This is a genomic window from Gracilimonas sp., from assembly GCF_014762685.1.
GTDB lineage: Bacteria > Bacteroidota > Rhodothermia > Balneolales > Balneolaceae > Gracilimonas.
This window is the reverse complement of sequence record NZ_JABURM010000005.1, coordinates 1,950,148-1,976,426: the sequence shown is the minus strand read 5'-3', so window position 1 is coordinate 1,976,426 and position 26,279 is coordinate 1,950,148. Positions and strand designations below refer to the sequence as shown.

At 40.9% G+C, this 26,279-nt stretch carries 23 protein-coding genes; 13 read left to right on the top strand and 10 right to left on the bottom strand.

Translation table 11 applies throughout. The annotated features are described in order from the left end of the window. Positions 1-25: 25 nt before the first annotated feature. The 3 genes from HUJ22_RS08970 to HUJ22_RS08960 all read left to right on the top strand — a co-directional run bounded on the left by HUJ22_RS08970 (position 26) and on the right by HUJ22_RS08960 (position 2,876). Positions 26-1,213 (top strand): thiolase family protein, encoded by a 1,188-nt coding sequence (locus HUJ22_RS08970; RefSeq protein WP_290876379.1) that lies wholly within the window; start codon positions 26-28, stop codon positions 1,211-1,213. Positions 1,214-1,488: 275 nt separating this feature from the next. After that, a complete protein-coding gene (locus HUJ22_RS08965) occupies positions 1,489-2,019 on the top strand; it encodes a nucleotidyl transferase AbiEii/AbiGii toxin family protein (protein ID WP_290876377.1) in 531 nt (176 codons plus the stop codon). A gap of 5 nt (positions 2,020-2,024) precedes the next feature. Next, entirely contained in the window at positions 2,025-2,876 is an 852-nt protein-coding gene (locus tag HUJ22_RS08960; protein ID WP_290876375.1) for an SDR family oxidoreductase, read from the top strand. Between the two features lie 302 nt (positions 2,877-3,178). Here HUJ22_RS08960 and HUJ22_RS08955 read toward each other — a convergent pair whose 3' ends face one another. From HUJ22_RS08955 to HUJ22_RS08930, 6 genes are all read right to left on the bottom strand, one after another. Next, entirely contained in the window at positions 3,179-4,033 is an 855-nt protein-coding gene (locus HUJ22_RS08955) for a hypothetical protein (protein ID WP_290876374.1), read from the bottom strand. A gap of 76 nt (positions 4,034-4,109) precedes the next feature. Further along, complete coding sequence (locus HUJ22_RS08950; RefSeq protein WP_290876372.1) at positions 4,110-4,292, bottom strand: PspC domain-containing protein; 183 nt, start codon at positions 4,290-4,292, stop codon at positions 4,110-4,112. Between the two features lie 154 nt (positions 4,293-4,446). After that, the gene (locus HUJ22_RS08945; RefSeq protein ID WP_290876370.1) at positions 4,447-6,246 is read right to left on the bottom strand and encodes a M56 family metallopeptidase; all 1,800 of its coding nucleotides are present in this window, start codon (positions 6,244-6,246) and stop codon (positions 4,447-4,449) included. Next, positions 6,246-6,626 (bottom strand): BlaI/MecI/CopY family transcriptional regulator, encoded by a 381-nt coding sequence (locus HUJ22_RS08940; RefSeq protein WP_290876368.1) that lies wholly within the window; start codon positions 6,624-6,626, stop codon positions 6,246-6,248. The genes HUJ22_RS08945 and HUJ22_RS08940 overlap by 1 nt, the downstream gene beginning before the upstream one ends. A 63-nt stretch (positions 6,627-6,689) precedes the next feature. Beyond that, a complete protein-coding gene (locus tag HUJ22_RS08935) occupies positions 6,690-7,178 on the bottom strand; it encodes a TIGR00725 family protein (protein ID WP_290876366.1) in 489 nt (162 codons plus the stop codon). A 35-nt stretch (positions 7,179-7,213) separates the two neighbouring features. Then, positions 7,214-7,534, bottom strand: a complete 321-nt coding sequence (locus HUJ22_RS08930; protein WP_290876364.1) for a hypothetical protein — start codon at positions 7,532-7,534, stop codon at positions 7,214-7,216. Between the two features lie 161 nt (positions 7,535-7,695). Between HUJ22_RS08930 and HUJ22_RS08925 the strand changes: the two genes are divergently transcribed. The 8 genes from HUJ22_RS08925 to HUJ22_RS08890 all read left to right on the top strand — a co-directional run bounded on the left by HUJ22_RS08925 (position 7,696) and on the right by HUJ22_RS08890 (position 19,001). Continuing rightward, on the top strand, positions 7,696-8,367 hold the full coding sequence (locus HUJ22_RS08925; RefSeq protein ID WP_290876362.1) for a hypothetical protein: 672 nt from the start codon (positions 7,696-7,698) through the stop codon (positions 8,365-8,367). Then, entirely contained in the window at positions 8,351-9,055 is a 705-nt protein-coding gene (locus tag HUJ22_RS08920) for a hypothetical protein (protein WP_290876360.1), read from the top strand. Before HUJ22_RS08925 ends, HUJ22_RS08920 begins: the two co-directional genes overlap by 17 nt. A gap of 42 nt (positions 9,056-9,097) precedes the next feature. Next, positions 9,098-10,576, top strand: a complete 1,479-nt coding sequence (locus tag HUJ22_RS08915; RefSeq protein ID WP_290876358.1) for a hypothetical protein — start codon at positions 9,098-9,100, stop codon at positions 10,574-10,576. A gap of 124 nt (positions 10,577-10,700) precedes the next feature. After that, positions 10,701-12,077 carry a replication-associated recombination protein A gene (locus HUJ22_RS08910; protein ID WP_290876356.1) on the top strand — a complete coding sequence of 459 codons (1,377 nt, stop codon included), beginning with the start codon at positions 10,701-10,703 and terminating at the stop codon, positions 12,075-12,077. A gap of 295 nt (positions 12,078-12,372) precedes the next feature. Beyond that, complete coding sequence (locus tag HUJ22_RS08905) at positions 12,373-15,528, top strand: SusC/RagA family TonB-linked outer membrane protein (protein ID WP_290876354.1); 3,156 nt, start codon at positions 12,373-12,375, stop codon at positions 15,526-15,528. A 20-nt stretch (positions 15,529-15,548) separates the two neighbouring features. After that, the gene (locus HUJ22_RS08900; protein ID WP_290876352.1) at positions 15,549-16,967 is read left to right on the top strand and encodes a SusD/RagB family nutrient-binding outer membrane lipoprotein; all 1,419 of its coding nucleotides are present in this window, start codon (positions 15,549-15,551) and stop codon (positions 16,965-16,967) included. Between the two features lie 96 nt (positions 16,968-17,063). Continuing rightward, positions 17,064-17,963, top strand: a complete 900-nt coding sequence (locus tag HUJ22_RS08895) for a serine hydrolase (RefSeq protein ID WP_290876350.1) — start codon at positions 17,064-17,066, stop codon at positions 17,961-17,963. A gap of 48 nt (positions 17,964-18,011) precedes the next feature. Beyond that, entirely contained in the window at positions 18,012-19,001 is a 990-nt protein-coding gene (locus tag HUJ22_RS08890; RefSeq protein ID WP_290876348.1) for a hypothetical protein, read from the top strand. A gap of 14 nt (positions 19,002-19,015) precedes the next feature. Here the strand turns inward: HUJ22_RS08890 and HUJ22_RS08885 are convergent, their stop codons facing one another. Further along, entirely contained in the window at positions 19,016-20,662 is a 1,647-nt protein-coding gene (locus tag HUJ22_RS08885; RefSeq protein WP_290876346.1) for an amidohydrolase family protein, read from the bottom strand. A gap of 77 nt (positions 20,663-20,739) precedes the next feature. Between HUJ22_RS08885 and HUJ22_RS08880 the strand changes: the two genes are divergently transcribed. After that, entirely contained in the window at positions 20,740-22,131 is a 1,392-nt protein-coding gene (locus HUJ22_RS08880) for a D-alanyl-D-alanine carboxypeptidase (protein ID WP_290876344.1), read from the top strand. 39 nt (positions 22,132-22,170) lie between these two features. Here HUJ22_RS08880 and HUJ22_RS08875 read toward each other — a convergent pair whose 3' ends face one another. Continuing rightward, positions 22,171-22,701 (bottom strand): macro domain-containing protein, encoded by a 531-nt coding sequence (locus tag HUJ22_RS08875; RefSeq protein ID WP_290876342.1) that lies wholly within the window; start codon positions 22,699-22,701, stop codon positions 22,171-22,173. A 416-nt stretch (positions 22,702-23,117) separates the two neighbouring features. On the opposite strand from HUJ22_RS08875, the gene HUJ22_RS08870 reads away from it, so the two are divergent. Beyond that, a complete protein-coding gene (locus HUJ22_RS08870) occupies positions 23,118-23,690 on the top strand; it encodes an NAD(P)H-dependent oxidoreductase (RefSeq protein WP_290876340.1) in 573 nt (190 codons plus the stop codon). A 51-nt stretch (positions 23,691-23,741) separates the two neighbouring features. Here HUJ22_RS08870 and HUJ22_RS08865 read toward each other — a convergent pair whose 3' ends face one another. Both HUJ22_RS08865 and HUJ22_RS08860 read right to left on the bottom strand, forming a co-directional pair. Next, positions 23,742-24,461 (bottom strand): response regulator transcription factor, encoded by a 720-nt coding sequence (locus HUJ22_RS08865; protein WP_290876338.1) that lies wholly within the window; start codon positions 24,459-24,461, stop codon positions 23,742-23,744. Continuing rightward, positions 24,436-26,166, bottom strand: a complete 1,731-nt coding sequence (locus HUJ22_RS08860; protein ID WP_290876336.1) for a HAMP domain-containing sensor histidine kinase — start codon at positions 26,164-26,166, stop codon at positions 24,436-24,438. The genes HUJ22_RS08865 and HUJ22_RS08860 overlap by 26 nt, the downstream gene beginning before the upstream one ends. Between the last annotated feature and the right edge of the window lie 113 nt (positions 26,167-26,279).

The following is a 26,279-nucleotide window of genomic DNA, read 5'->3' as shown; positions in this document are numbered from 1 at the left end:
ATTTAAAATTGAGAAATTTAAAATTATGTCAGACAGAGAAGCTTATATAGTTGCAGCAGCACGAACGCCTTGTGGGAAAGCCAATAAAGGTTCACTCCGGTTTACCCGGCCCGATTCTATGGGAGGGGAGGTTGTGAAAGATCTTCTGAAGCGAACCAAAGGCTTGGAAGCGGAACAGGTTGAAGATGTGATTATGGGATGTGCATTCCCTGAGGCATCCCAGGGATTGAATGTAGCACGCCAGATTGCTTTGTTGGGGGGATTGCCTGATTCAGTTCCCGGCGTGACCGTAAACCGTTTTTGTTCATCCGGATTGCAAACCATAGCCATGGCTGCTGAACGTATTATGGCCGGAGCGGCAGATGTGATTATTGCCGGCGGGGTTGAATCTATGAGTTTGGTTCCGATGGGAGGTATGTCGGTTCAACCCAACCCTGAGTTAGTGGATAATAAACCCGGTGTGTATGTGAGTATGGGAATCACTGCAGAAAATGTAGCAGATAAATACAAAGTCAGCCGTGAAGATCAGGATGAATTTGGGTACCGAAGTCACCAGCGGGCGATCAAGGCCTGGGAAGATGGAAAGTTTGATGAACAGATTACCCCGGTTAAAGTGAAAGAAAAGAAAGTGACAGCAGATGGTGAGGTGGTCGAAGATTCTTTCACATTCAAGAAAGATGAAGGCCCTCGTAAAGATACTTCGGTTGAAGCTTTATCAGGATTGCGCCCGGTATTTAAGAACGGCGGAAGTGTAACGGCGGGAAATTCATCTCAAATGAATGATGCTGCAGCCGGTCTGGTAGTTATGAGCGGAGAGATGGTGAAGAAACTCGGACTGGAACCGATGGCTCGATATGTAGGATTTCAGGCAGCCGGTGTTGCCCCGGAAATTATGGGCATTGGTCCAATCGAGGCGGTTCCCAAAGTACTCAATAAAACCGGATTGAAATTATCTGATATTGATCTAATCGAATTAAATGAGGCTTTTGCTTCCCAATCATTGGCCGTTATTAGAGAACTTGGGCTGGATGAAGATATCACCAATGTAAACGGTGGGGCTATCGCCATGGGACATCCATTGGGGTGCACCGGCGCTAAACTTACCACACAGATCTTGTATGAAATGAAAGCCCGTAAATCTAAATATGGGTTAGTGACCATGTGTATTGGCGGCGGAATGGGCGCTGCCGGTATTTTTGAGAATTTAAGTTGACAATTAGGGTTTATTATTCAATAATGCTTTTATGGTTAAGAATCCTCACATATTAGAAGCTTTTGAAAAGAAAGAAAGAAAACAGTCGAAGGCAGCTTCTGTAAATAAGAATTGGTACAAAAAGGCAGATCAACTTTATAAAACGGCTCTTTCATTAAATCCTGAACTGCAAAACTCAAAATCTGAAAAACACCTTGAAATGCTCGTTGAGGTGAGAAAAAAGATAAACTCAATGCTTAATTGAAATAAGTGCTTAACAATACACTACTAAAGATATGTTCTATTCTTCAAGTCCATCAAATTCCATATATGGTTATTGTGGTTATGCAGTTTTGTATCACGGGGAAGCACGATTTACGGAAGACATTGATATTATCTTAGGGGTTGATAATGATGATTTAAGCCGAATTCTGAACATAGTTTCAGGTGATTTTCAAGTAAGGACAAAGAATCCTGAAAAGTTTGTAAACCAGACCAATGTTTTACCCCTAAGAGAAACTGACTCAGGTATAAAAGTAGATCTGATTTTTTCATTCATTGAGTTTGAAAGAGAGGCTATTCGTAATGCAGAAATAGTGAAAATTGAAGGGAACGAAGTAAGAATTGTAAAGGCTGAAGATTTAATAATTTATAAATTATTAGCGGGCAGGCCTAAAGATTTAGAAGATGCAAAAAATGTACTGCAGTTGAATGAGACAAAAATTGATCTAAAAAAAATAGATCATAGCATTAATGAAATTTCAGAAATGATGGGTAATGATTCGGTAATTCGAAAATGGAATGAAATAAAAGATCAATCAGGATAAGTTTTATGTTTAAAGAAGACACGTTATCGGGAAAAACCATTTTAATAACCGGCGGGGGCAGCGGTCTTGGGTTGGCTATGGCCAAAGGGTTTGCTAAAACCGGTGCCGATATCGCCATTTGTGGAAGAACAGAAAAGAAGCTCCAAAAAGCAGTTAAAGACATAGAAGAACAGCGGGAGGGAGCAGTAGCCAGGTATTATCAATGCGATGTCAGGGATTTTGATGGGGTAACATCAATGTTTGAACAAATAATCGACGATTTTGGCTCTTTAGAAGGGCTGGTGAATAATGCAGCGGGAAATTTCCTGTCGGCTTCGGAAGATTTAACACCCGGGGGATTCAAGGCAATTGTGGATATTGTACTTCATGGCAGCTTCAATTGTACCCATACCTTTGGGAATTACCTGATCGACAACAAAAAGGAAGGCACCATTTTAAACATGGTAACTACCTACGCCGAAGGTACCGGCTGTGCATTTGTGCTTCCTTCGGCTTGCAGTAAAGCAGGGGTTTTAGCAATGACAAGATCCCTGGCTTTTGAATGGGCTACCTATGGAATTCGGTTAAATGCTATTGCCCCGGGGCCATTTCCTACGGAAGGGGCATGGTCGCGCTTAGTCCCAAAAAAGGTATTGGAAAAGAAATTCAGGGATAAAATTCCCTTAAAAAGATATGGCGAGCATGAGGAGCTCGCCAATCTTGCAATTTTTCTAATGTCTGACCTTTCGTCTTATATGACCGGAGAATGTGTGGTCATTGACGGTGGTGAACGGCTTCAGGCAGGTCAGTTTAACTTTATAGACGGACTGATGTCGCGAAGTAAACTGAAAAAGTTATTTAAGGCTATGAAGCCGTAAAAATTACTTTAAGAAATTAAAAAACCTACCATTAAAGCGGTAGCTATAATGGCATAGTAAAACCGTTTAATGTTTTTATCGGGCTTATGCAGTCCGAATATGTTCTTAAAGATGTAGTGGTCAAATCCTAATTTGTAGTATTTTTCAAATAATTTTGCTCTCATAGTGGCACCTCCTCTGTATCTTTGGTGCTAAACAATAATGTTACTGTAATTGATATAAATTCGTTATTGAATCTGTTCCAATGTTAAGGAATTGTTAACTTAAAGTAAACACAATGTTACTTAAATGTTAAAATAATATTAAATGAACTGTTTAAGGCGCTTCTCGATACGTTCTATTTGATTGGAAAGCTGGTAAGCATCGTAGGAGGTGTAGGGCGTTTCCTGATTCATTTGAATGGATTTTAAAAACATCAATGCTGCTTTTTCTGCAGATTTTGCAGGATCGAAAGTTTGTCGGTCAAAATAAAGTTTGTTGGCAGAGTTTAACCTCCCTGCCCGGACGGTTTGTGTAGGTACATTGCACTCCAAAAGTTCCTGACGGGATGAAACAATGCGGAGGTGCTTACTTTCGGAAGCGCCGGTGTAGATATTGATATCAGCCGTAGACCCATTATCAAAACGCAAAAAGATATGAATAGCGACCGGTTGTTTGTCTTCGAGATGTATTTGTTTGGCTTCTATATGATGGATGCCGCTGTCTATCCATTTCATGCATAAGCCAAGTTCATCAATCCAGAAATGGCGAAATTCGTCTTCAGTATTAAGAAACTGCGAATAACCAATTTCCCGGGTGATGCTTAAAAAAGAAGGACGATCCATACGGTCCATCATCCATTGGGTGGCAGGAGCTAAAGTAGGCCAGTGTGAAAATTGGACATGAACCCCGGCTTCTTTCGTAGCCCGGTATATTTTTTCGAGTTTTTGGGTATTGGTAGGTTGTCGGGAGATGAGAAAGCAATTCAGCCCAAGCTGAATGCCCTGCAAGAGAATGTCAAGGTTTTGATCTGATTCGTCGACTAAAAGACAAGCGTCCACTTTGCCAACTTCAGTAATATGAGGGCACAGTTCGACTTCCCGAACAATTTGATGAGGACGTAAATGCTTTTCCCAAGCTACCACACGCTTTGCATCTCCTACTATTCCAACTTTCATAAAGGTTCCATGATTTGTTGGAGGTCAAGATGCTAAGCCGGTACGACTTTTACAAGAGGAAGCTAAATAGCTGCCGTTAATCAGGCATTACGATGGCCAGGATGAAATAAGCGAGTACGGCCGTTCCAAAACTGGAAACCAATATAAGGGCAAAGATGATACGTACAAGAGTTGCATCCCATCCAAGATATTCCGCAAAGCCTCCGCAAACGCCTGCAAGCATTTTATCGGTACGTGATTTTCTGAGTTTAGCTGGCATGATAAATTTGTTTAATTGTAATCTACCAAGTTGATACGCCACTTAAAAACAGATGTTGCAAAAAAAGTTTAATAAAAAAAGCGGGTGTTCAAACCCGCTTTTTTGTGAGGACAAATAAGCTATTTAATATTTGGCAAATTGAAGTAAAAGGGTATTATCGGTTTAATCCGGTGCCTTGTTCTCGCTGGATAGCGTTTTCGGAGGTAGAAAAATCTGAATCCTCTAAACGAAAATTAATAGATACAGCATATTGAACACGTACCGGTTTACCTCTTTGTATGCCCGGTTCGAATTTAGCTTCACGGACGGCTGCAAGGGCTGATTCATCAAGTCCGCCGCCAATACCGCGAACTACCTGTGGGTTCTCTACGTCGCCGTTTTCATTTACGATAAACTGTACCGTTACGCGACCTTCAATTCCTGCTCTTCGGGCCAAATCAGTATATTCTACTTTACTTTGTAGGGATTTCATACCACCAATAAGAACCGGCATTTCTTCCACTACTACGAAATAATCCTCTTTTGTTTGATCAACTGACGAAATGTATTCAGAAACATAATCGTCAAGTGATTTGAAAGGACTGGCAACGCCATGAGAGAATCCTTTTATGGCTGCAGGATAGTGTTCTACCCAAACATCAACCTGACTGTTTATCTCAGGAAGCACATCTTCTGTCGATTTAACGACTACATTTAATTCATTAATTGTAAATGAAATATTGTCTCCATCTATTTTACCTGCCTTCATGCCTTCTTTGAATTGAACAGGTGAAATTTTAAAAACACCATAGTCTTTTGCATTGAGGATGAAGGCTGCAATTCCAGTTGTTGTAAATCCAACTCCGGGTTCAGATTCAATAACATTTTCACCATTAATTTCTAACTCAAGTCCTGAAACTTGAAATCTCGTATTCTCTAATTCTTCTTCGGATAGGCTTTGAGGCCCTCTCAGATCTGAGCAGGCAATGGGAAGGGTAATTCCAACGATCATCAGCATCAAAAAGGCGATGCTTTGCCGGAAGGATGCTTTGTGTAGTTTGTGATACTTCATGGTTTTAATCCGTTTTTTTAAGGTTGAGTTTTTGACCGCCATGCTCACTGACAACCTTTCTGCGCCACTGCTGAGCGGAACTAATTCATATAAGAGGTTGGCGTAGGATTTTATGGAGAAGTCGGATTTGGAAAGCACTTCCTGGTCACAGGAAATTTCACGATAGGCATCAATTTCTTTATTTCCGTAGTGGATAAGCGGGTGGAACCAAAACAGGGACTCAATCATGGACAAAGCCAGCTGCAACAGGTAATCGCCCCGTTTTATATGGATGAGTTCGTGCTGCAGGGCCATCTCAAATTTTTCCGGTTCATGCTGCAAGATTTTGGGCAGCACAATCACCGGCTGTTTCCATCCAAAGGTAAAGGGTACCAGGGGATGGTCATGAAAAGCCAGTTTTATAGAATTTCTTTGGGATAACCCGGATGTGGTTACTTCCTGAAGTTCGGTCACATTTAAATTCTTGTATAAGGTTTTCAAAGCCACATAACTGCTGATCAGCCTGCCTAGCATAAACAGTGAACCCAAAGCAATGAATACCGTTCCGATCCCGATTAAAAGAGACGGTTCCATCCAGTTAATAGCTGCAGTTTCAGCTCCTGAATTACCGCCTGAGGGTACTATCTCAATAGGATTGTAAACCACAAAAAAAGCGGTCTCAATATTTGATGCTGCAAACCACTGAGGGATCTTGCTCATTAAGGCAGATATACCAATTCCGAACGGCAGCGACAATAACGCAGCAGTTCTCAAGTGATAATGAAATAGGGGATTCAGTTTCTTTCGGTTTTTTAAGACAATGAATGCAAGTCCGCAGCAGAGGGTCCATATCACCAAGGGAAACCAAATGTAGTCTAGGCTGTTGTTGCCAAATTCTTTAAGGTAGTAGATCAGTTCATACATTACTTATCCTCCATATCGTCAATCATGTTCCGGAGTTCCTTTAATTCGTCTTCACTCAGGTTTTCACCCTTTACCAACGTTTGTACCAAAGCCGTTGTTGAGCCTTTAAATACTTTATCAACCAATCCGGAAACCAGGCTGGATTGTACATCTTCCGGCTTTTTGCGGGCACTGTAAACATAGGTTGCCCCGTCTTTCCGGTATTTCAGGTAGCCTTTGTCATTGAGGTTTTTCATAATAGTCATAACTGTGGTATAGGCTACTTTACGTTCTTTAAGAATACGTTCTTTAACCTGGGCCACCGTGGCTTCTCCCAGTTCCCACACGTGATGCAGGATTTCCATTTCCGATTCTCCAAGGGGTGTCAGTGATTTTCTCATAAAGCTGTCGTTGAATTAGTTGATACTAATATAATAGTATTAGGGGAAAAATCAAGAAAATTTTTAAATAATTTGTCGGATTGTCTCGATAGTTTCCTTTACAGAATTAGTCTGATATAGTGATTGGTAGTTAAAGTTGAGAAAGAATCTTAATGTTTCATTGGTTTGATTAAGAAGTATGATTGGCTTCTTTGCTTTCATAGCCAGTACAATTTCTGAAGTTGTTCCCGGCCCAATTCCTATTCCTACCACTACATCGGCAGTAAGCACATTGATATTATTTCGTGCACTGCCCATCCCGGTTTTAATGGGGATGTCAACGTATTCAGATTGATGGCTTCCATCTTCGGTGGGCAAAATACCAATCGTAGTTCCTCCGGCGGATTTTGCTCCTTTCATTGCCGCCTCCATGACTCCGGTGGCTCTTCCTCCGGTCAAAATATAGCAATTCATCCCGGCTAATGATTTTCCAAGCTCAAAGGCCACTTCCTTGTCGGAGGTTGCGGCCCCTTCCCCGGGGCCCATAATGCCAATAATTCGTTTATGATCCATATGCTGTTATAATTGAAAGTGTACTGAGTTTAGAATCACCAAAATTTCCACCATTGTATATAACCTTCGAGTCGGTCTGTGAAATATTTTCCATTGAACCAGCCAATGATCCCGCAGATTATAGGTATAGAAACGGCAACGATATTTGTTATACTCCCTAAAAACGCTACAGAATGGTGAGCTGAAGACACCATGTACAGTCCGAAGATTCCGGGCCCGGGAAACATCCAAAACCCGATAATGTTAATGAGTAAGAATCCCAGAAGCAGTGCCACGAAAGCGTGTTTCAACCGTTCCATGGGATTAGGCTCCCGCTGGTGAGTGCTCTCATCTATATGGAGGTTGTTTTTACTCATTTTATACGATTATCCGGAAGTTATATGTAAACTTAATAGATGATCAAAAGTTAATAATGGAAAGTTCGTAGAAGTTTATCAAGCCTTTGTACCGTATGTGATTGTTTGCTTTAATTAAAGAATTTACGCTTATTCTGTAAAACAGAACTAAAAATTGTTTTATGGAAAGAGAAACAAAACTGTTAATCGGGGGAATAGTTATAGCCGGTATCGGCTTTTTCGTACCGCTCTATTTCGGGAAGATCTGGATAGCTTTATTTATTGCATTACTGACCGGGATCATATTTCTGGGCAGATTAGTAAGTCTGAGCAAGGATGAGTTTGAATCTAAAACTACCTATCGGGTGGTTTATGGACTGGTCATTTTGGTTGTGTTATTTAATGCCATTGCCTTTGCCAACGATTATGGAAACAGGGATTTTCAGAAAGACCTGCTTCTTGAAATACGTAAAGTCATTGATGAAGGGGTGACAAAAGCTGATGTTCAGGAGAAACTCGTTTATGTATTGAGTCAATATCATCAAAATGATCGGGAATCCATTGTGGCTACTTTTCGGGAGCTGATGCCGGAGCAGCTGGGAGATGATGGTGTTTTTGTATCAGACCATGACCTGAGAACAGCTGAATATGCTGATGACCAGAAAAAGGAAGACGATAACAGAAATCACTTCTACGAAATAGACGAAGAGGAAGATGAGATCAGAGTGTTTGTAGTCGGGGAAGTTTCCCTAGGGGAAGATCCGGAGTATGAAAATTATGACGGACAAAAAGGTCAATTCGAAATGATATTTACGCTGAATAAAGAGGGGGTACATTATGAAGTTCTCAACTAGAAGATTCAATGAGTGGCTGATCGTTTTTTTATTACTCGTTTTGGTGACGGCAACATTTTCATTTATTCGTGGTGATATGTACTTCTTGCCGGATAATCTACATTACATTTTTAATATGCGCCCTTCAACAACCATTATTGGAATCAATACGCAGGATGCTATTGAAATATTTCGTGGCAATGCAGCATCCGGTTATTCCATTACATGGGAAACAGTTTCCATATATTTGAATGTGGTTATATACTTAATGATTGGTCCATACTTATTATTTAAAGGATACAAGAAAGCTCAGACGAATGACAATAGAGCAAAACCCTGGTACTGGTACATTGGTGGAGCGATCTGCATAGGGATGTTATTTATAGTCCCTGCTGAAATAACCCGCATGAATGTGTTTGAGAACACTAAGGAGGCTGCAGATAAAAGCCGTACCAAGGACCTTATGCGTGCCGAACTTGCTGAAGTTGGATTTGCTACGGCTCAACACGAGATACTCGAAGATGGAGTGAATGAGTCGTTCACAATTGAAGATCTTAATTTAGAAGACCTGAAATATGAACACTCTGTTGAAAATGTACAGTCTGATACTCTGGTGATGATCTCAGTGTCAAATCCGGAGTATCCTGATTTAGGTCACAGGATGGAAGTGAGGCCTTACAGCCAAAGGATACTTCGGTTGAGGAATTAGTTACTGTTCAAATTGGTTTGCTCGAACAGAATGCAGACCACTATGAAAAACATCAACAGTTACCGAAAGTTTAAGCGGAATGATAAAGAGGTAAATCCTGACGGGGGTTATGTTCTGTATTGGATGCAGATCAACCGGCGCCTTCAATATAACTACGCATTAGAATATGCTGTAGCCCTCGCCAATAAATATGAGAAGCCACTTCTGATCTACGAAAGCGTGGTTGCCAATTACCCCTGGGTGTGTGACCGGTTTCATGCTTTTTTGCTGGAAGGGATGAAAGAACATCTGGATGAACTAAGTGATACCAAGATCAACCACTATTGCTATACAGAGCGAAATGCCGGTGACGCTGAAGGCTCATTTCAAACTCTTGCTAAGAATTCTGTAGCGGTGGTAGCAGATGAATTTCCCGTTTATATCATTCGTGAAAACAACGAAAGAATGGCGGGTGAAATTGAAGTTCCATACATCACCATCGATTCAAATGGTATCATTCCATTGGGTATTACCGATACAGACCCCTATTCGGCTTACTTGTTTCGAAAGGTGATGCAGGAACACTTTCTGGAAGCATATACTCATCCCCCTAAAAAAGATCCGCTGGATGATCTGGAAAACCTGAATCCGATCCGGTTTCCTGATGGTTTTGAAGATAAATATCCCAGGGCTGATAAGGTGTTGGAAGACATCCCAAAATTCATTTCTACACTAGATATCAACCATGATATTGGAATCACTGGAAAGAAAGGAACCCGGCAAGCTGCACTGGGTAAACTGGGAGATTTCATTGCGCACGGTTTGCATCGGTATGATGAGGAGCGTAACGATCCCGATGCGGATGCGGCAAGTGGATTGAGTCCGTGGCTGCATTTTGGTTTGATCAGTGAGTATGAGATCGTGAAAGCGGTGCTTGATCATCAGCCGGAAGATTGGGATCTGGATGACATTACTCCAAACAATGGAAAGAGATCAGGATTTTTCAATGGAGACCAGAATGTGGAAAGTTTCCTGGATGAAGTGATCACCTGGAGGGAAGTAGGCTTTCATTTTGCACATCACCGACCGGATTATGATCAGTTTGAAAGCCTGCCGGATTGGGTCTTAGAGACATTAAGTGACCATCAGGATGATGAGCGGGAATGGGTGTATGATCTGGAGGAATTTGCACAATCTAAAACCCATGATGAGATCTGGAACGCGGCCCAAACCCAGCTTCGGGAGACGGGAGTTATGCAAAACTACCTGCGGATGTTATGGGGGAAGAAGATCATAGAATGGACTAAAGATTATCAGACCGCCCTGGATTATATGATCGAACTCAATAATCGCTATGCCCTGGATGGACGCGACCCCAACAGCTATTCCGGTATTTTCTGGTGCTTTGGAAGATTCGATCGCGCCTGGCAGGAACGGCCCATCTATGGAAAGCTGCGCTATATGACGAGTGACTCAACCCGGAAAAAACTGAAGCTCAAGCAGTATCTGGATAAGTATGGAAATCAGAAGTCGTTGTTGTGAGAAAGGAATCAGAACTCAGGACTCAGCATTTTGAGTCCTGAGTTCTGACTCCTGAATTCTGAATACTTCTTTCCCTCAAAACACATATCTTACATATACTTTTCAACCACCTCGAAATTCATCCATGGATCTCTTCGAAGAAAAAAAATCCGGCGCTTCACAATCTTCTTCACAGAAAGAAAATCCGCAGTACAGCGAGCCTTTAGCAACCCGAATGCGTCCGCAATCACTGGACGAGTTCGCCGGGCAGGAACATTTGGTGGGAGAAGGGAAGATGCTTCGAAGGATGATCGAGAGCGGGATTATTGGATCACTTATATTTTATGGCCCGCCAAGTTCCGGAAAGACCACGCTGGCTCATGTGATATCGAGAGAGATTAAAGCTCAGTTTGAAGTCATCAATGCAGTGCTGGATGGTATCAAGGAACTGCGGAATGTGGTAGATAAAGCAGAAAAACTTAGGAAACTGAATGGACGAAAGACCATCCTTTTTGTGGATGAGATCCATCGCTGGAATAAAGCACAACAGGATGCACTGCTCCCTCATTTGGAATCAGGTATCATTACCCTGGTTGGGGCAACTACAGAAAATCCTTTTTATTCGCTGGTGAATCCGTTGCTTTCCAGGTGCCAGCTTTTTGAGCTTTATCCCCTGACTATGGACGAAGTAAAGCTGATGTTAAACAGAGCACTTGACGATGAAGAACGAGGCTTAGGTAAAAAAGAGATTATGGTTACGGACGACGCTTTTAATCACCTGGCCGAGATGGCCGGAGGGGATATCCGAAACGCCTTAAATGCCCTGGAAGTAGCTGTACTTTCCAGTACACCGGATGAAAGCGGGCAAGTCAATATTACCCTGGATATTGCCAAAGAAAGTATTCAGCGACGCAATGTTCGCTATGACCGGACCGGGGACGAGCACTATCACTACGCTTCAGCTTTCATTAAATCCATGCGTGGTTCTGATCCGGATGCGGCTTTATACTGGATGAACGCGATGCTGGAAGGGGGAGATGATCCGAATTTTATTTTCCGGCGCATGTTCATTTTTGCAAGTGAAGATATAGGATTGGCTGAACCCAACGCCATCACGATTGTAAATTCCTGTCAGGAAGCTTTTATGAAATGTGGAATGCCGGAGGGAATGTACTTTTTATCGCATGCCTGTTTGTATTTGAGTATGGCTCCAAAAAGCAACAGTACTGGAGCTATTTTTGGGGTAAAACGAGAAATCAGTGAAAAGGGTGTGAAGGATATACCGCCTTATCTAAAAGATAAAACCGCAAACAAATTGGGAGCCAAACATCTTGGTGTTGAAAATGCTTCCGATGAATACAAGTATCCGCACGACTATCCGCATAACTGGGTAAATCAACAATACCTTCCGGATGCTTTAAAAAACAAAAAATGGTACAAAGCAGGAAATCAAGGCAGGGAAGCATTGCTATGGAAAAAATGGCAGGAAATTAAGAAAAATGATACCGACAGCAGTAAATAATTGCGTCAATTTTGAGAGAAAAGCACAATAAAGATAAAACAATTAGTGCATTAACTTATAAAATGCGGTGGAATGAACATGGTTTATTAAGTGCATAAAACTCAATAAAACACATTAAAAGTGCATTTAAGCTTAAAGTGTATCCATTGTTATGTTAGAAAGTGAGTTTTCTTTTATTTGTTGAAAAAAAAGGTTTATTTAAAAATTAATATTTATTGTAAAAGTCAGTACAGTTTGTCGTTTACAATAGAGGTCTATTATCTAAACAAACAAATAAATAAATGGAGAGGTATATATGCAACGATTATTACTATTTGTATGTGTTCTTGGAACATTTCTTTTCACAATCTTGGGATCAGCCCAGGCACAACAACGTACTATTACAGGTACGGTAACGGAAGTAGAGACCAATGAGCCTCTTCCCGGTGTTAACGTATTTGTCAATGATACAAATATAGGTACTTCAACAAACGAGAATGGTGAGTATTCTCTTTCAAGGGTGCCTGCAGATGCTGACTCTTTGATTTTTTCATTTGTCGGCTTTCAGCGCTTAGCAGTATTTATTGGCAACCGTTCTGAAATAAATGTAACACTGCGGCCCACGATTCAGGCATTGACTGATGTGGTTGTTACATCTTTTGGAATTGAACAAGAGCGAAAAGAACTGGGGTATTCTACCCAGCAGATCGACAGCGAAAACTTAACGGTCGGCAATCAATCTAATATGGTAAATGCTCTGAGCGGAAAAGTTTCAGGTGTAGAGGTTACAAATACAGGAGGGGCACCCGGTCGGAGTTCTCGTATTGTAATACGTGGGGTAAACTCCCTGGATCCCGGTGCAGATAACCAACCATTATTTGTTGTTGATGGTGTGCCGATTGATAACTCTACCATTGAGTCTTCAGGAACGCCTCGTGGAATGAGTAATCGTGCTGCAGACCTTAACCCAAATGATATAAAATCAGTAAACGTGCTTAAAGGATCAGCCGCTACAGCACTTTACGGAGTAAGGGCTGCGAATGGTGCGGTAATTATCACTACAAAGAGAGGACAATCCGGTGATACGCAGATTGATTTAAACAGCAGCATAGGGTTCGATCGAATCAATGCCTATCCTGAATTTCAGGAAGTTTACGGGCAGGGTTTTTCATTCCAGCATCAACCGGAAAGTTTTTGGCCTAACTGGGGCGCAAAAATTGAAGATGTACGTGAAAACATAAATCCTGACTGGCAGTATTATGATATATGGCGTGATGCGGCTCAAACAGGAGTACAGGTAGATAACTCAATAAATGTTTCCGGCGGCAATGAAAATGCAACCTACTATGCATCAGTTTCAAACCTTCAGCATGAAGGTGTACTTCCTTATGGAAATTGGGACAGGACATCAGTAAGATTATCCGGCGACATTTCTCCCCGGGAAAATTTCACGGTTCAAGCATCAGCAAATTATATAAATTCCGGCGGAAACCGTGTTTTAGGAGATCGGTTTATGGAATCTATGATGTACTGGGCTCCAACTAAGGATATTACCGATTTTGAAAAAGAAGATGGTACCATGCGCGGTTATTACAATAATGAAGGGTCCGGAAATAACGCGATTTATCAAGCTAAATACTGGACCTATGAAGATGATGTAAACCGTATGGTGGGGAATGTAACTTTAAACTACAGCCCTACCGATTGGTTTAATATCCTGTATACGCTTGGATCAGATTATTACAGTGATCAGCGTACCGAGATTATTCCCGGCCCCAGAGGTGTGGAGAATGAAAATGTGGTAAGCAGTACAGGTGCAATAGAAGAAACCCGCATAAACAGCCGTGACATCAATTCAACATTGAACCTTACCTTTGAAAGGGATGTGACTGAAAAAGTGAGTACCAGGCTTCGTGTTGGAAACGACATATTTGATAGAAGCTTTAACAATGTGGTTTCTACCGGGAGGGACTTTGTAACCCCGCTTTTCTATCATTTGAGTAATGTTCGGGATATATCTTTAAGTCAAACGATTCGTCAGCGCCGTCTTGTAGGTGCTTATGGTGATTTGATGATTGATTATGACAATTTCCTTTATTTAAACTTGACTGGCCGTAATGATTGGTCATCAACTTTGCCTGAAGATAACCGATCCTTTTTCTACCCATCTGCAAATATTGGGTTTACATTCAGTGATATAACGGATCTCCCGGATTATGTTACTTACGGAAAATTGAGAGCCTCTTATTCTGTAGTAGGTAAAGATGCACCCGTTTATGCTACCAGCAATACTTATAATACCCCCGGCCAGTTTCCTTTAGGTGGTCAGGTGGGCTTTACCCGTTCAAATGTTCGGGGTAGTGCTGATCTTAAGCCGGAACAAACAACGACTTTGGAATTTGGTACTGATTTGAGGTTTCTGGATAATAGGCTGAGGTTTGATTTTACCTGGTATAAGTCGAACAGTAGGGATCAGATATTCGATGTTCCAATTTCTAATGCAACCGGATATACCCGAATCATTACAAATGCCGGTGAAATTGAGAACAAAGGAATAGAGTTACAGATAGAAGGTCGCCCTGTACAGACACGTGATTTTGTTTGGGATGTGGCGGTTAACTACAGTCGAAACAGAAGTGAAGTGGTTGAAATAGCAGATGGGATTAATCAGATATTGTTGGGTTCCTCATTTGGTTATGCCGGAAGTTCTGCTTCAATTCAACTGACGGAAGGGGATCCATTTGGTAATATATATGGCCGAAGCTATGAGCGATATTATGAAACAGGTGAGCCGGAAGACAATATTTATCTTGATAAGGATCGCCCAATCGTTATTGGCGATGATGGTTTCCCTTTAATTAATACTGATCAAAAAGTATTAGGAAATACACAGCCAGATTGGATTGGAAGTCTTAGAAACGATTTTTCCTACAAAAATTTCAATCTTTCCTTTTTGATTGATGCCAAGTGGGGACAAGATGTTTATAGTCAGTATGACAACTTCTTTACAGCCTTCGGTATTACAAAAAATACTCTGAATCGAGAAGATTACCATGTTTTTGAAGGTGTTACAGCCGATGGTCAGCCAAATACTCAGGAGGTATGGCTAGGCCAAGGTGAAGACCCTGAAGGCCGGATTGATCCCAATACTGGTTCAGTAAGAAATTATGGAGCAGGGTATCATCGAAATGTGAAGCGAAGATCAACCGAAGAATTTGTTCTTGATGCTTCTTATATCAAGTTGCGAAATATTCGGTTGGCTTATTCTTTGCCACAGGATCTGGTCACTGATTTAGGGCTTCGTAGAGTTACGCTGTCTACTACGGCCACTAATATTATACTTTATACTCCTTTTAGCGGGTTTGACCCCGAGTCACGTGCCGGAGGAGCCTCATCTAATGCACAAGGCTTTACTGCATTGGACTACCCCGGTGTGGCCAGCTTCTTTTTCTCGGTTAACCTTTCTCTATAAACACAAAACAGGATAAACCAATGAAGATATTTTCCAAACAAATTCTGATTTTTTGTATCACAACGGTATTCTTTTTGACCGGATGTGAGGGATTTCTCGATATTAATGATGATCCAAATAACCCTACAGAAGCTCCGCCACAGGGGCTGATGACAAATGTAACCTATGAGACTGCCCAAAACATGTATCGCATGGGGAGTATAACTTCCTATTATGTACAGTACCTGGCTTCTCCTAATCAAGCAAGTGCAACAGATGTGCATGAAGCCGTAAGCTATGGAAATCAGTGGTTTCGATTGTATGATGTCATGACTGATCTTACTGATTTAGAGAACTTGGCAGAGGAACAAGGTGCTACTCAGTATGTAGGAATAGCCAAAATTCTTAAAGCATTAAATCTGGCTACCTTAGTTGATGTCTGGGGAGACGCTCCCTATTCACAAGCATTTTTTGCTGAAACACTGAACCCGGAGTATGACAGTCAGCAAAATCTCTATGATGAAGTTTTTACTTTATTGGAGGATGGATTGACTCAGCTTCAGGCAGGTAATTCTACAATTGTTGCCGGAAATGAAGATTTCATTTATGGCGGCGATATTACCAGGTGGGAACGGTTAGCTTATATGCTTCAGGCACGGTACCTGAATCATTACAGCAAACAAGCATCATATGATCCTGATGCCGTTCTTGCAGCATTGGATGACGGCTTTCAAAGTAATGATGATGATGCACAAGTAACCTACTTTGAAGAGCAGGTAAATCCTTGGGCTTCTGTTGCAATTGCCAATGCTGGATTGATACTTGGTGGCTGGATGTCAGAACAAATAGTTGGTCATATGAATGGTGATATTTACGGAGTGGTAGATCCCCGTATCGAAATGTTTATGAGTACAAATGATAATGGGGATTATGTTGGAGTTCGTAACGGTGAGGGAAGAGGTAATGCTCCCGAACAAGGTGCCTTTTCGGTGTTAACAACCGATGGTTTTTATTCGGCACGCACCGCACCGGTTGTTGTTGCCTCATATGCTGAGCAAAAATTCATAGAAGCAGAAGCTGCTTTGAGGGCAACTCCATCTCAAACAACACGTGCCTATCAAGCTTATATGGATGGCATTGAAGCTCATATGGATAAAGTAGGCGTAGCTGAAGCGGATAAGCAGTTATATATGAATAATCCGGTTGTAGATGTTGGGGAACTTAACCTGACTATTGATCATATTATGAAAGAAAAGTATGTGGCAATGTTCCTTCATCCAGAGTCGTGGGTGGATGCGCGGCGTTACGATTATTCTTATGATGATATGATTCCACCGGCTAACAGTGCCCTGGGAGGAGATTGGGTCAGGCGCTTTATTTACCCTGAGTCAGAAACCCAGCGGAACGGCGAAAATGTACCGAGTATAACCCAGACTGATAATCTGTTCTGGGATCAGTAATTGAATCCAATAAAAGAGGAAAAAGAGGCCCAAGAATGCTTAGGGCCTCTTTTTTTATTATAAATTTTATTCCGTTTAATTAAAATGAAAGTACCTATGCCCAAAACGTTTCTTTGTTGGTTAGCCGCAGGAATCATTTTTATGATCATCGGTTGTACACAGTCTGTCAATAATATTGAGCATTTAGAATCTCAAATAAATGAACGTCTTGATGGCCTGTCCGGTGATTTTGCCGTGGCATTCATGAACCTGTCAGATACTTCTGAGACGATTCTGATAAATGAAAGGGAAATGTTTCATGCTGCCAGCACCATGAAAACTCCTGTGATGATTGAATTATATAAGCAAGTTGACGCCGGGGAGTTTTCGCTGGATGATTCTATTCTTGTAAAAAATGAATTCCGCAGCATTGTAGATGGCAGTGACTATCAAATGTCGGTTAATGAAGACAGTGAGGGCGAACTGTATGATTTGATTGGTAAAAAAAGGACCATCAGGGATTTAATGTATGATATGATAACCATGAGCAGTAATCTTGCAACTAATATCTTAATTGAAAAAGTGAACGCGGAAAACGTAACGGAAACAATGCGCAGTTACGGAGCGGACAGCATTATGGTATTGCGGGGTGTAGAAGATATCAAAGCGTTTGAACAGGGATTGAGTAATCGTACAACGGCTTATGATGAAATGAAGATTTATAGCAAAATCGGCACCGGTGAAGCGGTCAGTGAAGAAGCTTCAGAGCAAATGATCGGAATTTTAGAGGAGCAAAAGTTTAATGAAATGATCCCTGCCTTGCTCCCTGCTGACGTGCAAGTGGCTCATAAAACAGGGTGGATTACCGGGGTAAATCATGATGCCGGTATAATAACTTTACCCACCGGTGAGCGCTATGTGTTGGTTCTGCTTTCAAAAAATGCATCCGACAGGGAGGAAGTACTTTCTGCTTTTTCTGATATTTCTAAAATGGTTTATGATTTTGTTGTCCAATAAGACTTAAAGGAACAGTTTTAATTTTTTAAAAAAGTATCCCGGTTAATTATGATCAAAATAATACAGATAGGTCTTGGCCCTATAGGTCAGCAACTGACAAGATATCTGACAGAACGTAAAGGAATACAAGTGGTAGGCGGGGTGGATCTTGATCCTGATAAAACAGGAAAGGATATAGGAGAACTTGCCGGAATAAATAAACTGGATGTTTTGGTTTCATCTGATCTTGGTTCTGTTATGGAAAAAACTGAGGCAGACATCGCGGTGATATCAACGGTTTCTTCACTTCAAAAAATAGAACCACAGATCAAGGAGGCAGCGAGTTTTAAACTGCATGTAGTTTCCACTTGTGAGGAGCTGATGTGTCCATTTGATCTGCAACCTGAAATTGCTGAACGAATTGATCAATACTGCAGGGGAAAAGGTATAGCCTGTATTGGAACAGGGGTTAATCCCGGTTTTCTGATGGATTATTTGCCGGCTGTGTTATCATCCGTTTGCCAGAAAGTAGATTACGTTCAGGTTGACAGGTATCAGGATGCCGGCTCCAGGCGATTGCCTTTCCAGCAAAAGATTGGTGCAGGTTTGACCCAAGCTGAGTTTAAAGCAAAAGAGGATTCGATTCGGCATGTGGGGTTAAAAGAATCGGTTTATCTATTGGCCAGAGCACTTGGCTGGGAAATGCAAAAAGTTGAAGAAACTCTTATCCCCGTTTTTGCTGAAGAAACTACAAAAATGGAAAACATCTTGATTGAAAAAGGAAATATTGCGGGTGTGGAACAAATTGCTAAAGGCTATAAAGATAATGAAGAGGTAATTTCTCTTAATTTTAAAGCAGCAGTTGGTCTCGTCCGTTCTTATGATTCTATAGAAATAATCGGTAATCCAGGTTTCAAGTCTGTTATTGATGGAGGAATTAACGGTGATGTTGCCACTTCAGCCATCATCGTTAATACGATTCGTTCTGTTAATACTATGAATCCCGGACTCAAGACTATGCTGGAAATCCCGGCGCCCGCTTATTACAATCAAATTTAATAGGTTGCAGAAAATCATTTCCAACCCGGCCCGCGTACTACTTGCCCTGGCATAGCGCCTGTATGCTCTCCATCCTTTAATACCTGCACACCGTTTACAAAAACATGATGTACTCCCACGGCATATTGATGGGGCTGTGTGAATGTAGCTTTGTCTTCAATTGTGGCAGGATCAAAAATCACGATATCACCAAAATAACCTTCACTGAGATAACCGCGTTTTTGAAGTTTAAGGTTTTTAGCCGGTAAACCCGTTAAACGGTAAATGGCTTCTTCTAAAGAGATGACATTTTCATCCCGTACATATTTTCCCAACAAACGGGCAAAAGTGCCATAAGTACGAGGGTGTGTACTTGATTCGAGGACTTCCCCCTCTGCAGCAACGGAGCGGGCATCTGAGCCAAAACTCATATATGGAACTTTTATTTTTGTACGAACATTTTCTTCAGACATTACAAAGAAGACTGAACTGATGTCGCCGTTGTTTTCTATGATGAGGTCGATAATGGTTTCCGCAGGATCGGTATTGCGTATTTCACTTATTTCGGCCAGATTTTTCCCAGTAAAGTGTTTAAGTGAGTCTTCATTAAATCCGACCAACAGAATATTTTCGGGAGCTCCGGCTAATTGATAAAAATTCTCCCAGTCTGTTTGAGAGCTTCGCATAGAAGCCAGTACTTGCTCACGTATCTCAGGCTGCTTCAGACGGGTGATAAAATCTTGGTATGAGCCTTCTTGTACGGTTGGTGGGATAGTAGCATCGAGGCCGGTAGAAGCTGCAGTGTAGGTGTACATATTTGCTGAAATATTATGCCCTGAACTTCGGAGAGAATCAATTTTCGTCAATACCACAGGGAGTTTATCCCAGTTTCGTTTTCCGGCTGCTTTAAGATGATATATTTGAGCATCAATCCCAGCTTCAGTAGCAATGGTAAAAAGCTCATCTGTTGCTTTTAGCAAGTCATCCCCTTCACTTCGGATATGGGAAATATAAGTACCGTCATATTCGGCAGCTGCTTCTGCAAGGGCAATGAGTTCTTCTGTGCTTGCAAAAAAGGCCGGAGCATAGATAAGAGATGAACCGACTCCCAAAGCTCCTTCTTCCATTGCTTCCCGAACAAGCTGTTGCATTTGCCTCAGCTCAGCCGCAGTTGGGGACACGTTTTGAGAACCAATGACATGTTGGCGAATGGTTGTTGCTCCTACAAATGAGGCTACGTTGGTCGAAATCCCCTGTTCTTTTGTAAGATGTTCAAGGTATTCACCAAGAGTTGTCCAGGGGCGTTCATTATTTTGGTGCATTTCCTCATTCAGTGGCCCCATCGAGGATCCTTCACCAAAGATTTCCAGGGTTACTCCTTGTTTGATATCGCTCATAGACCTTCCGTCATTCAAAAGAGAGTAATTAGCCCAGCTCAGCATATTGATAAAGCCGGGGGATACGGCAAGCTCTTCAGCATCAATGATGACGGGGGCATCCGAGGAGCTCAGGTCACCAATAGCAGCAATGGTGTCTGCCCTCATTCCAATATCAGCTGTAAATGGAGCGTCGCCCGTTCCGTTGTAAATAGTGCCATTTTGAATAATGGTATCAAAATTTTGATGAGTACAGGCAGTGGCAATCAGCAGCAGTAAAGCCGGTAACAGGTTTTTTCTCCACATGGCTAGTATATTTTATTTGTGCTAAAAATTTGTTAGATATGTTAAGCTAAATAAACAAAATATTTTATAACGATCACATGCGAGTATCAAATTCAATATCGATTTTTTTTACGATTCTTTTTTTAGCCATTTTTTGGGGATGTCGTTCAGCCGAAGAAGTAACAAAACCGGGAGTTCAGAAAGGAGAGCCGGAAAAAGAAGCAAACACATTACAAGCTATTTTTGAAGATTCAGAAGTTTTCTCAGGTATTTTTACAGGATTCATGCTTTATGACCCGGATAAGGACAGTGTATTGTATGCACAAAATGAAAACCGGTATTTTACTCCTGCCTCTAACACAAAATTATTTACTTTTTATACGGGTTTAAAAATGCTTCCGGATTCCCTTCCCGGAATCCAATATTTTATAAAAGGAGATTCTTTAATTTTTCGGGGAACTGGCGACCCTTCCTTTCTACACCCCGATTTTGGCAATCCGGCTATATTTCAGTTTCTAAAAGAGAGTGATAATGAGCTTTATTATACGGATGAGCATTTTGATGATGAAGTATTGGGGCCGGGATGGTCGTGGAGTGATTTTAACTCTTATTATTCTGCCGAAAAATCACCCTTTCCGGTATTTGGAAATGTAATGCGGGTAACGGTAGAAGAAATTGAGCAACTGCAAATAGCTTCCGACTCATCGGGATTAAAAGTTTCCCCCGCATTTTTTCGCTCAAAGATTGAAAATAAAGTTTCGAAGAAAAATCCGCCTCTCATAGAAAGAGATTTTTTTGATAATCAATTCAGGTACAACCCTAGATCCGACACCACTACTTATACCACGGATAAACCCTTTCATTACACACCGGAATTGATTACTGAAATGCTCAGCGATACGCTCGGTAAACCGGTGACCTACATTGCATCTTCATTTACGGAAGATTATAAAACCATATACAGTGTTCAGGCTGATTCAGTTTATAAGCGTATGCTTCAACCCAGCGATAATTTTATAGCTGAGCAAATATTATTGGTGACGGCATCACAAATGGGAGAGCTGCTGAACAGCCGAACCGTTATTGAATACATGAAGAAAAATCATTTAAGTGGGATGCCGGATGAGCCGCAATGGGTTGACGGGTCAGGCCTTTCCCGATATAACATGTTCACCCCAAGAAGTATTATTTGGCTGTTGGAACAAATTGATAATGAGTTTTTATATGATCCGGACTTGTTTGAATTATTGCCGGCCGGAGGGGAATCGGGAACAATAAAGAATTGGTATGCCGCTCCGGATAGTACAGAGCCATATGTTTTTGCAAAAACCGGCACGCTAAGTAATAACCACTGTTTGAGCGGGTTTGTAATTACTAATACCGGTAAAAAGCTTTTATTCAGTTTTATGAATAATCACTATGTGACGTCATCTTCTATTGTTAAAAATGAGATGGAATATGTACTGAGGCACATACGCACCACATATTGAAATAGAGTACAAATAGAATATTCTAAGGCATAATTAATCTCAGGAAAATACTTCTTCCATAGTTTGTTGATGCACTTTAAGATCCCGGTTACTAAAAAGAACGAAACGGATTTCTTTTACAGAGTCTAAAGCGGGCATGCTTTCCTCTATTACTGTAAAAGCAATTTCAGCAGCATCCTTCATTGGATATCCAAAAGCACCGGTTGAAATAGCCGGAAAAGCGAGGGAATCAATCTCATGTTCTTCAGCTAACTGCAACACATTTCTGTAACAATTGGCAAGCAGTTTATCCTCCGGTTCATCTTGCCCATACACTGGCCCAAGACAATGGATTACATGCTTGTTGGGAAGTTTATGTCCGCCTGAGATAACAGCTTCACCGGGTTTAATGGGAGCCATTGAGCTGCATTCTTCAGCCAAACCGGGACCGGCTGCACGGTGAATGGCCCCTGCCACACCTCCGCCAGTTTGTAATTGGGCATTAGCTGCATTTACAATTGCCGTTATATCCGGTTGGTCGGCAATATCTCCTTTTGTACACTCGATTTTAGTTTGATGAACTATTGGCATCTCTTCGGTATTTATTTCGAATCATAAAAAAGGTGTGAAATACGAAAGAGAAAGCCAAAATAAAACAGGCGAAGAAAGTCATCCCTTCGCCTGTTATTGTTGGAGTTCTAATATCAATCAGAGAGAAATCGCAGCCTAACCAACCGAACTCTCTGAAGGATATCAGATGGAATAAAAAATCTTAAATTGAAGACTTTTTCCACATTATATAATCATACCTTAAAATATATAGTATTATAATTAAAAATAAGAAATAATTTAGGAATAAATTTTAAAAAACATTATTAGTATCATGACAAATAGAAAATCGCTTACAATTTTATATTGGATAAGTTTTTAGGTAAATCACGGAATGATTTTATCATCTAAATGGTATTTTCATGAGCATAAAGAGAATAAATTTATATCAGATATAAATGAACTTAAAAATAATTAGCAGTACTGATCGTCCTAACTCAAACGCATTGAGAGTTTCAGGGTATGTGGAATCGCTTTATCGAGAAAAAGGAGTTGATGTTGAGGTCATCAGCTTGGAAGATTTTCCTCTTGAAGAAGTAATAGGAGGCAGGTATGGAAAAAAGCTACCTGCTATTGAAAAATTCAGAGAGCCAATTATTAATGCGGACGGACTAATTTTTGTGATACCGGAATACAATGGAAGTTTTCCGGGAATTTTAAAGGTGTTTATAGATTATCTGCCCTTTCCCGAGGCTTTTGAGAAAATGCCTATGGCATTTATTGGGGAAGCAAACGGAGTATTTGGAGGTTTGCGATCCGTTGAGCAGTTTCAGATGATTGCCAATTATCGGAATGCGCTCCAGTTTCCGGAGCGAGTATTTATTCCAAATGTCAAAGATGAATTTATTGATGGAGAAGGGCTTCGGGATTCTTTCAAGCAAAAACTGCTGGAATCTCAGATTGAAAACTTTGTCAAGTTTGTGGAATCTGCCCGACAGAAAGAAATGGATCAGTTGACAATAAACAGCTAACTATATCAGCCGGATTGTGTGTAAGTTTTGTGATGATATATATGGGTTAAATCAGTTACTGCGTAGCATGTATCCAACACCGTGTAAAGTAATTAGATAGCGGGGATCGTCAGGATGAACTTCAATTTTTGCTCGCAATTTTGAAATATGCACATCTACCGTTCGGGTGTTGGTACTGAATTCATAGCGCCAAACTTTTTCTAAAAGTTCATCCCTTGAAACAGGTTCGTTGGCACTTTTTAGTAAATATCGTATTAGTTCGACTTCTCTTGATGTAAGCTCAATTTCGTTCCCATCAGGACGGTTAACAACAGATTCCATCAGATCAATTTTAACATCTCCAAGTTGTAAAATGTCAACTTCACCGGAAGTGGAATATGTACCTGCTCGCCGTAAACGAGCTTCGATGCGTGCCAATAATTCCTTAACTCCAAAAGGCTTTGTTAAATAATCGTCAGCTCCCAGATTAAGCCCTTTCACTTTGTCAGGCTCTTGATCTTTAGCTGTAAGCATGATTACCGGAAAAGTAAACTTCTCTTTCCTGATTTCTTCCAAAATATCATAACCGCTTTTGCCGGGAAGCATAATATCTAAAATCATTATGTCCGGTTTGTGTTCTTTTACCATCGATACGGCTTGTGTACCCTCTTCACTCACAACAACATCGTAGCCTTCGCTTTCCAGTGTGTCTCGCAGTGTAAAAATCAGGCTTGGCTCATCTTCTACAACAAGTACTTTCATCCGTTTATCCGACATATTTTGTTTGCTCATTTATTTTTTCTGGTGATGAGGAGTCCGTAGCAGTTGATTGTACCTGTTCAGCCGAAACCTCTTCTCTCATCAATTTAGGAAATCTTACAATAAATGTTGTACCCTTCCCCGGGCTACTTTTAATTATAATATTTCCACCATTCATTTCTACCATATTTTTAACGATGCTGAGTCCTAATCCATGTCCTTTAACTTTGGTACTCTTAGAATCAGAATCTTCAACGCGGTAGAATTTATTGAAGATATTTTTTTGATCTCTTTTTGGAATTCCAATTCCATGGTCGGTGATACTAAAGAAGACATCATCACTGTTTGATGAAATCTGATATTCAATACATTTTTCATCTGTGCTATATTTTATAGCATTTTCAGTAAGATTGTTCACAATTGTTTCAAAATTATCAATGTCAATCATTGTGAGTGCGGTTTCATCATGTGATTTGAATTTTACTTCAAATCCTTTCTTCTCGATGTATTCTCTGTTTTCTGACAAGTAATTACTTAAAAGATCATGAAGGCGATAGGGGGCAGCTTTAACCATGTCTTTCCCGGAATCAACTCGGGCTACATCCAGTAACTTTTCAATCATGCCGCGCAACCGGATGGATTCATTATAAATGTGTTCTCCATACTGTTTAAGACGTTTGGGATCGGTTACCCTTCCGTCAGATATATTTTCTCCGGCCGCCTGCATAACAGCAAGTGGGGTTTTCAACTCATGAGTTACATTTGCCAAAAAGTTGGCTTGTCTTTGGGCAAGGTGTCGTTCCCGCTGTGCCGTTGCAAACATGAATATCAGGGCCCCCATCAGGAACAACATGGCTACTCCTAAAACCACCAGGTTTTTAACCAGTGTAGAGTTATAAGCACTTGCAACAGGAGAATCGAGGAAAGCAATATTTAAGAACCAATTATCAAAGAATCCCGATCCGGAAAACCTCATTCTGTGGTCTACTAAATCTTGGTTGAAGGGAACTGAAGGGTCATTGCTTGCAAGAATTTCATCAGTTACCCAATCACGCACCCATACAACAATTCCAGTTTCATCACTGCTGCTTCCAAAATAACTGGTTAAATAAGGAGGAATAACCTCGTTAATAATATAATTTTCATTTAAGGTAAGCGTAAGGACACCAATCATTCTGTGTTCGGCGATATTGATAAGACCCAGGTTTAAGCTGCGATGTGTGTCAAATTCAAAATTATTATTCCAGCGGTAATTAAAGTCATTGAGCTGAATCCTGGTTTTGGTACGAGCTAATCCGACGCCGTCACAAACTAATCCGGGGTAATCATCCGTGGGGTTGATTTGATTTTGTTCGGGATTATATACATATATCGAAGTATTCTCATCGCAGGGGTTAGTATTTTCCGGAGTAAAGTAAATACCGGTAAAGAAAGGGCTTTGGGAAGCTTTTATAAGTATTTCCTGCATATTATCAGGAAACTGGCCTGTTTGCTGAATCGATGATTCAATAGGTTCAAGTTCAATTTTACCTAAACCTCTTAATGGGTCAATAATTTGATTCCGAATGGTATCATTTATCTCATCCATCTGATCAATTCGACGTTCTTCCTCTCCTTCCACCATTCGATCGCGCAGATCATATAATGAGAGCACATTCATTCCGGCGAGTGCAATTATAGCCACAAGCCCGCTCATCAACAATACCCAACGAAAAGCTCTGTTCCTTAATACTTTCATATCAATATTATTTATAGATATTAACCCTGTAATATAGCATTAAGACTGCATGATTAAACTCAAATTTGGTAAAATTATAATCAAGAAAAAAACCTTTAGCCAATATTTATAGT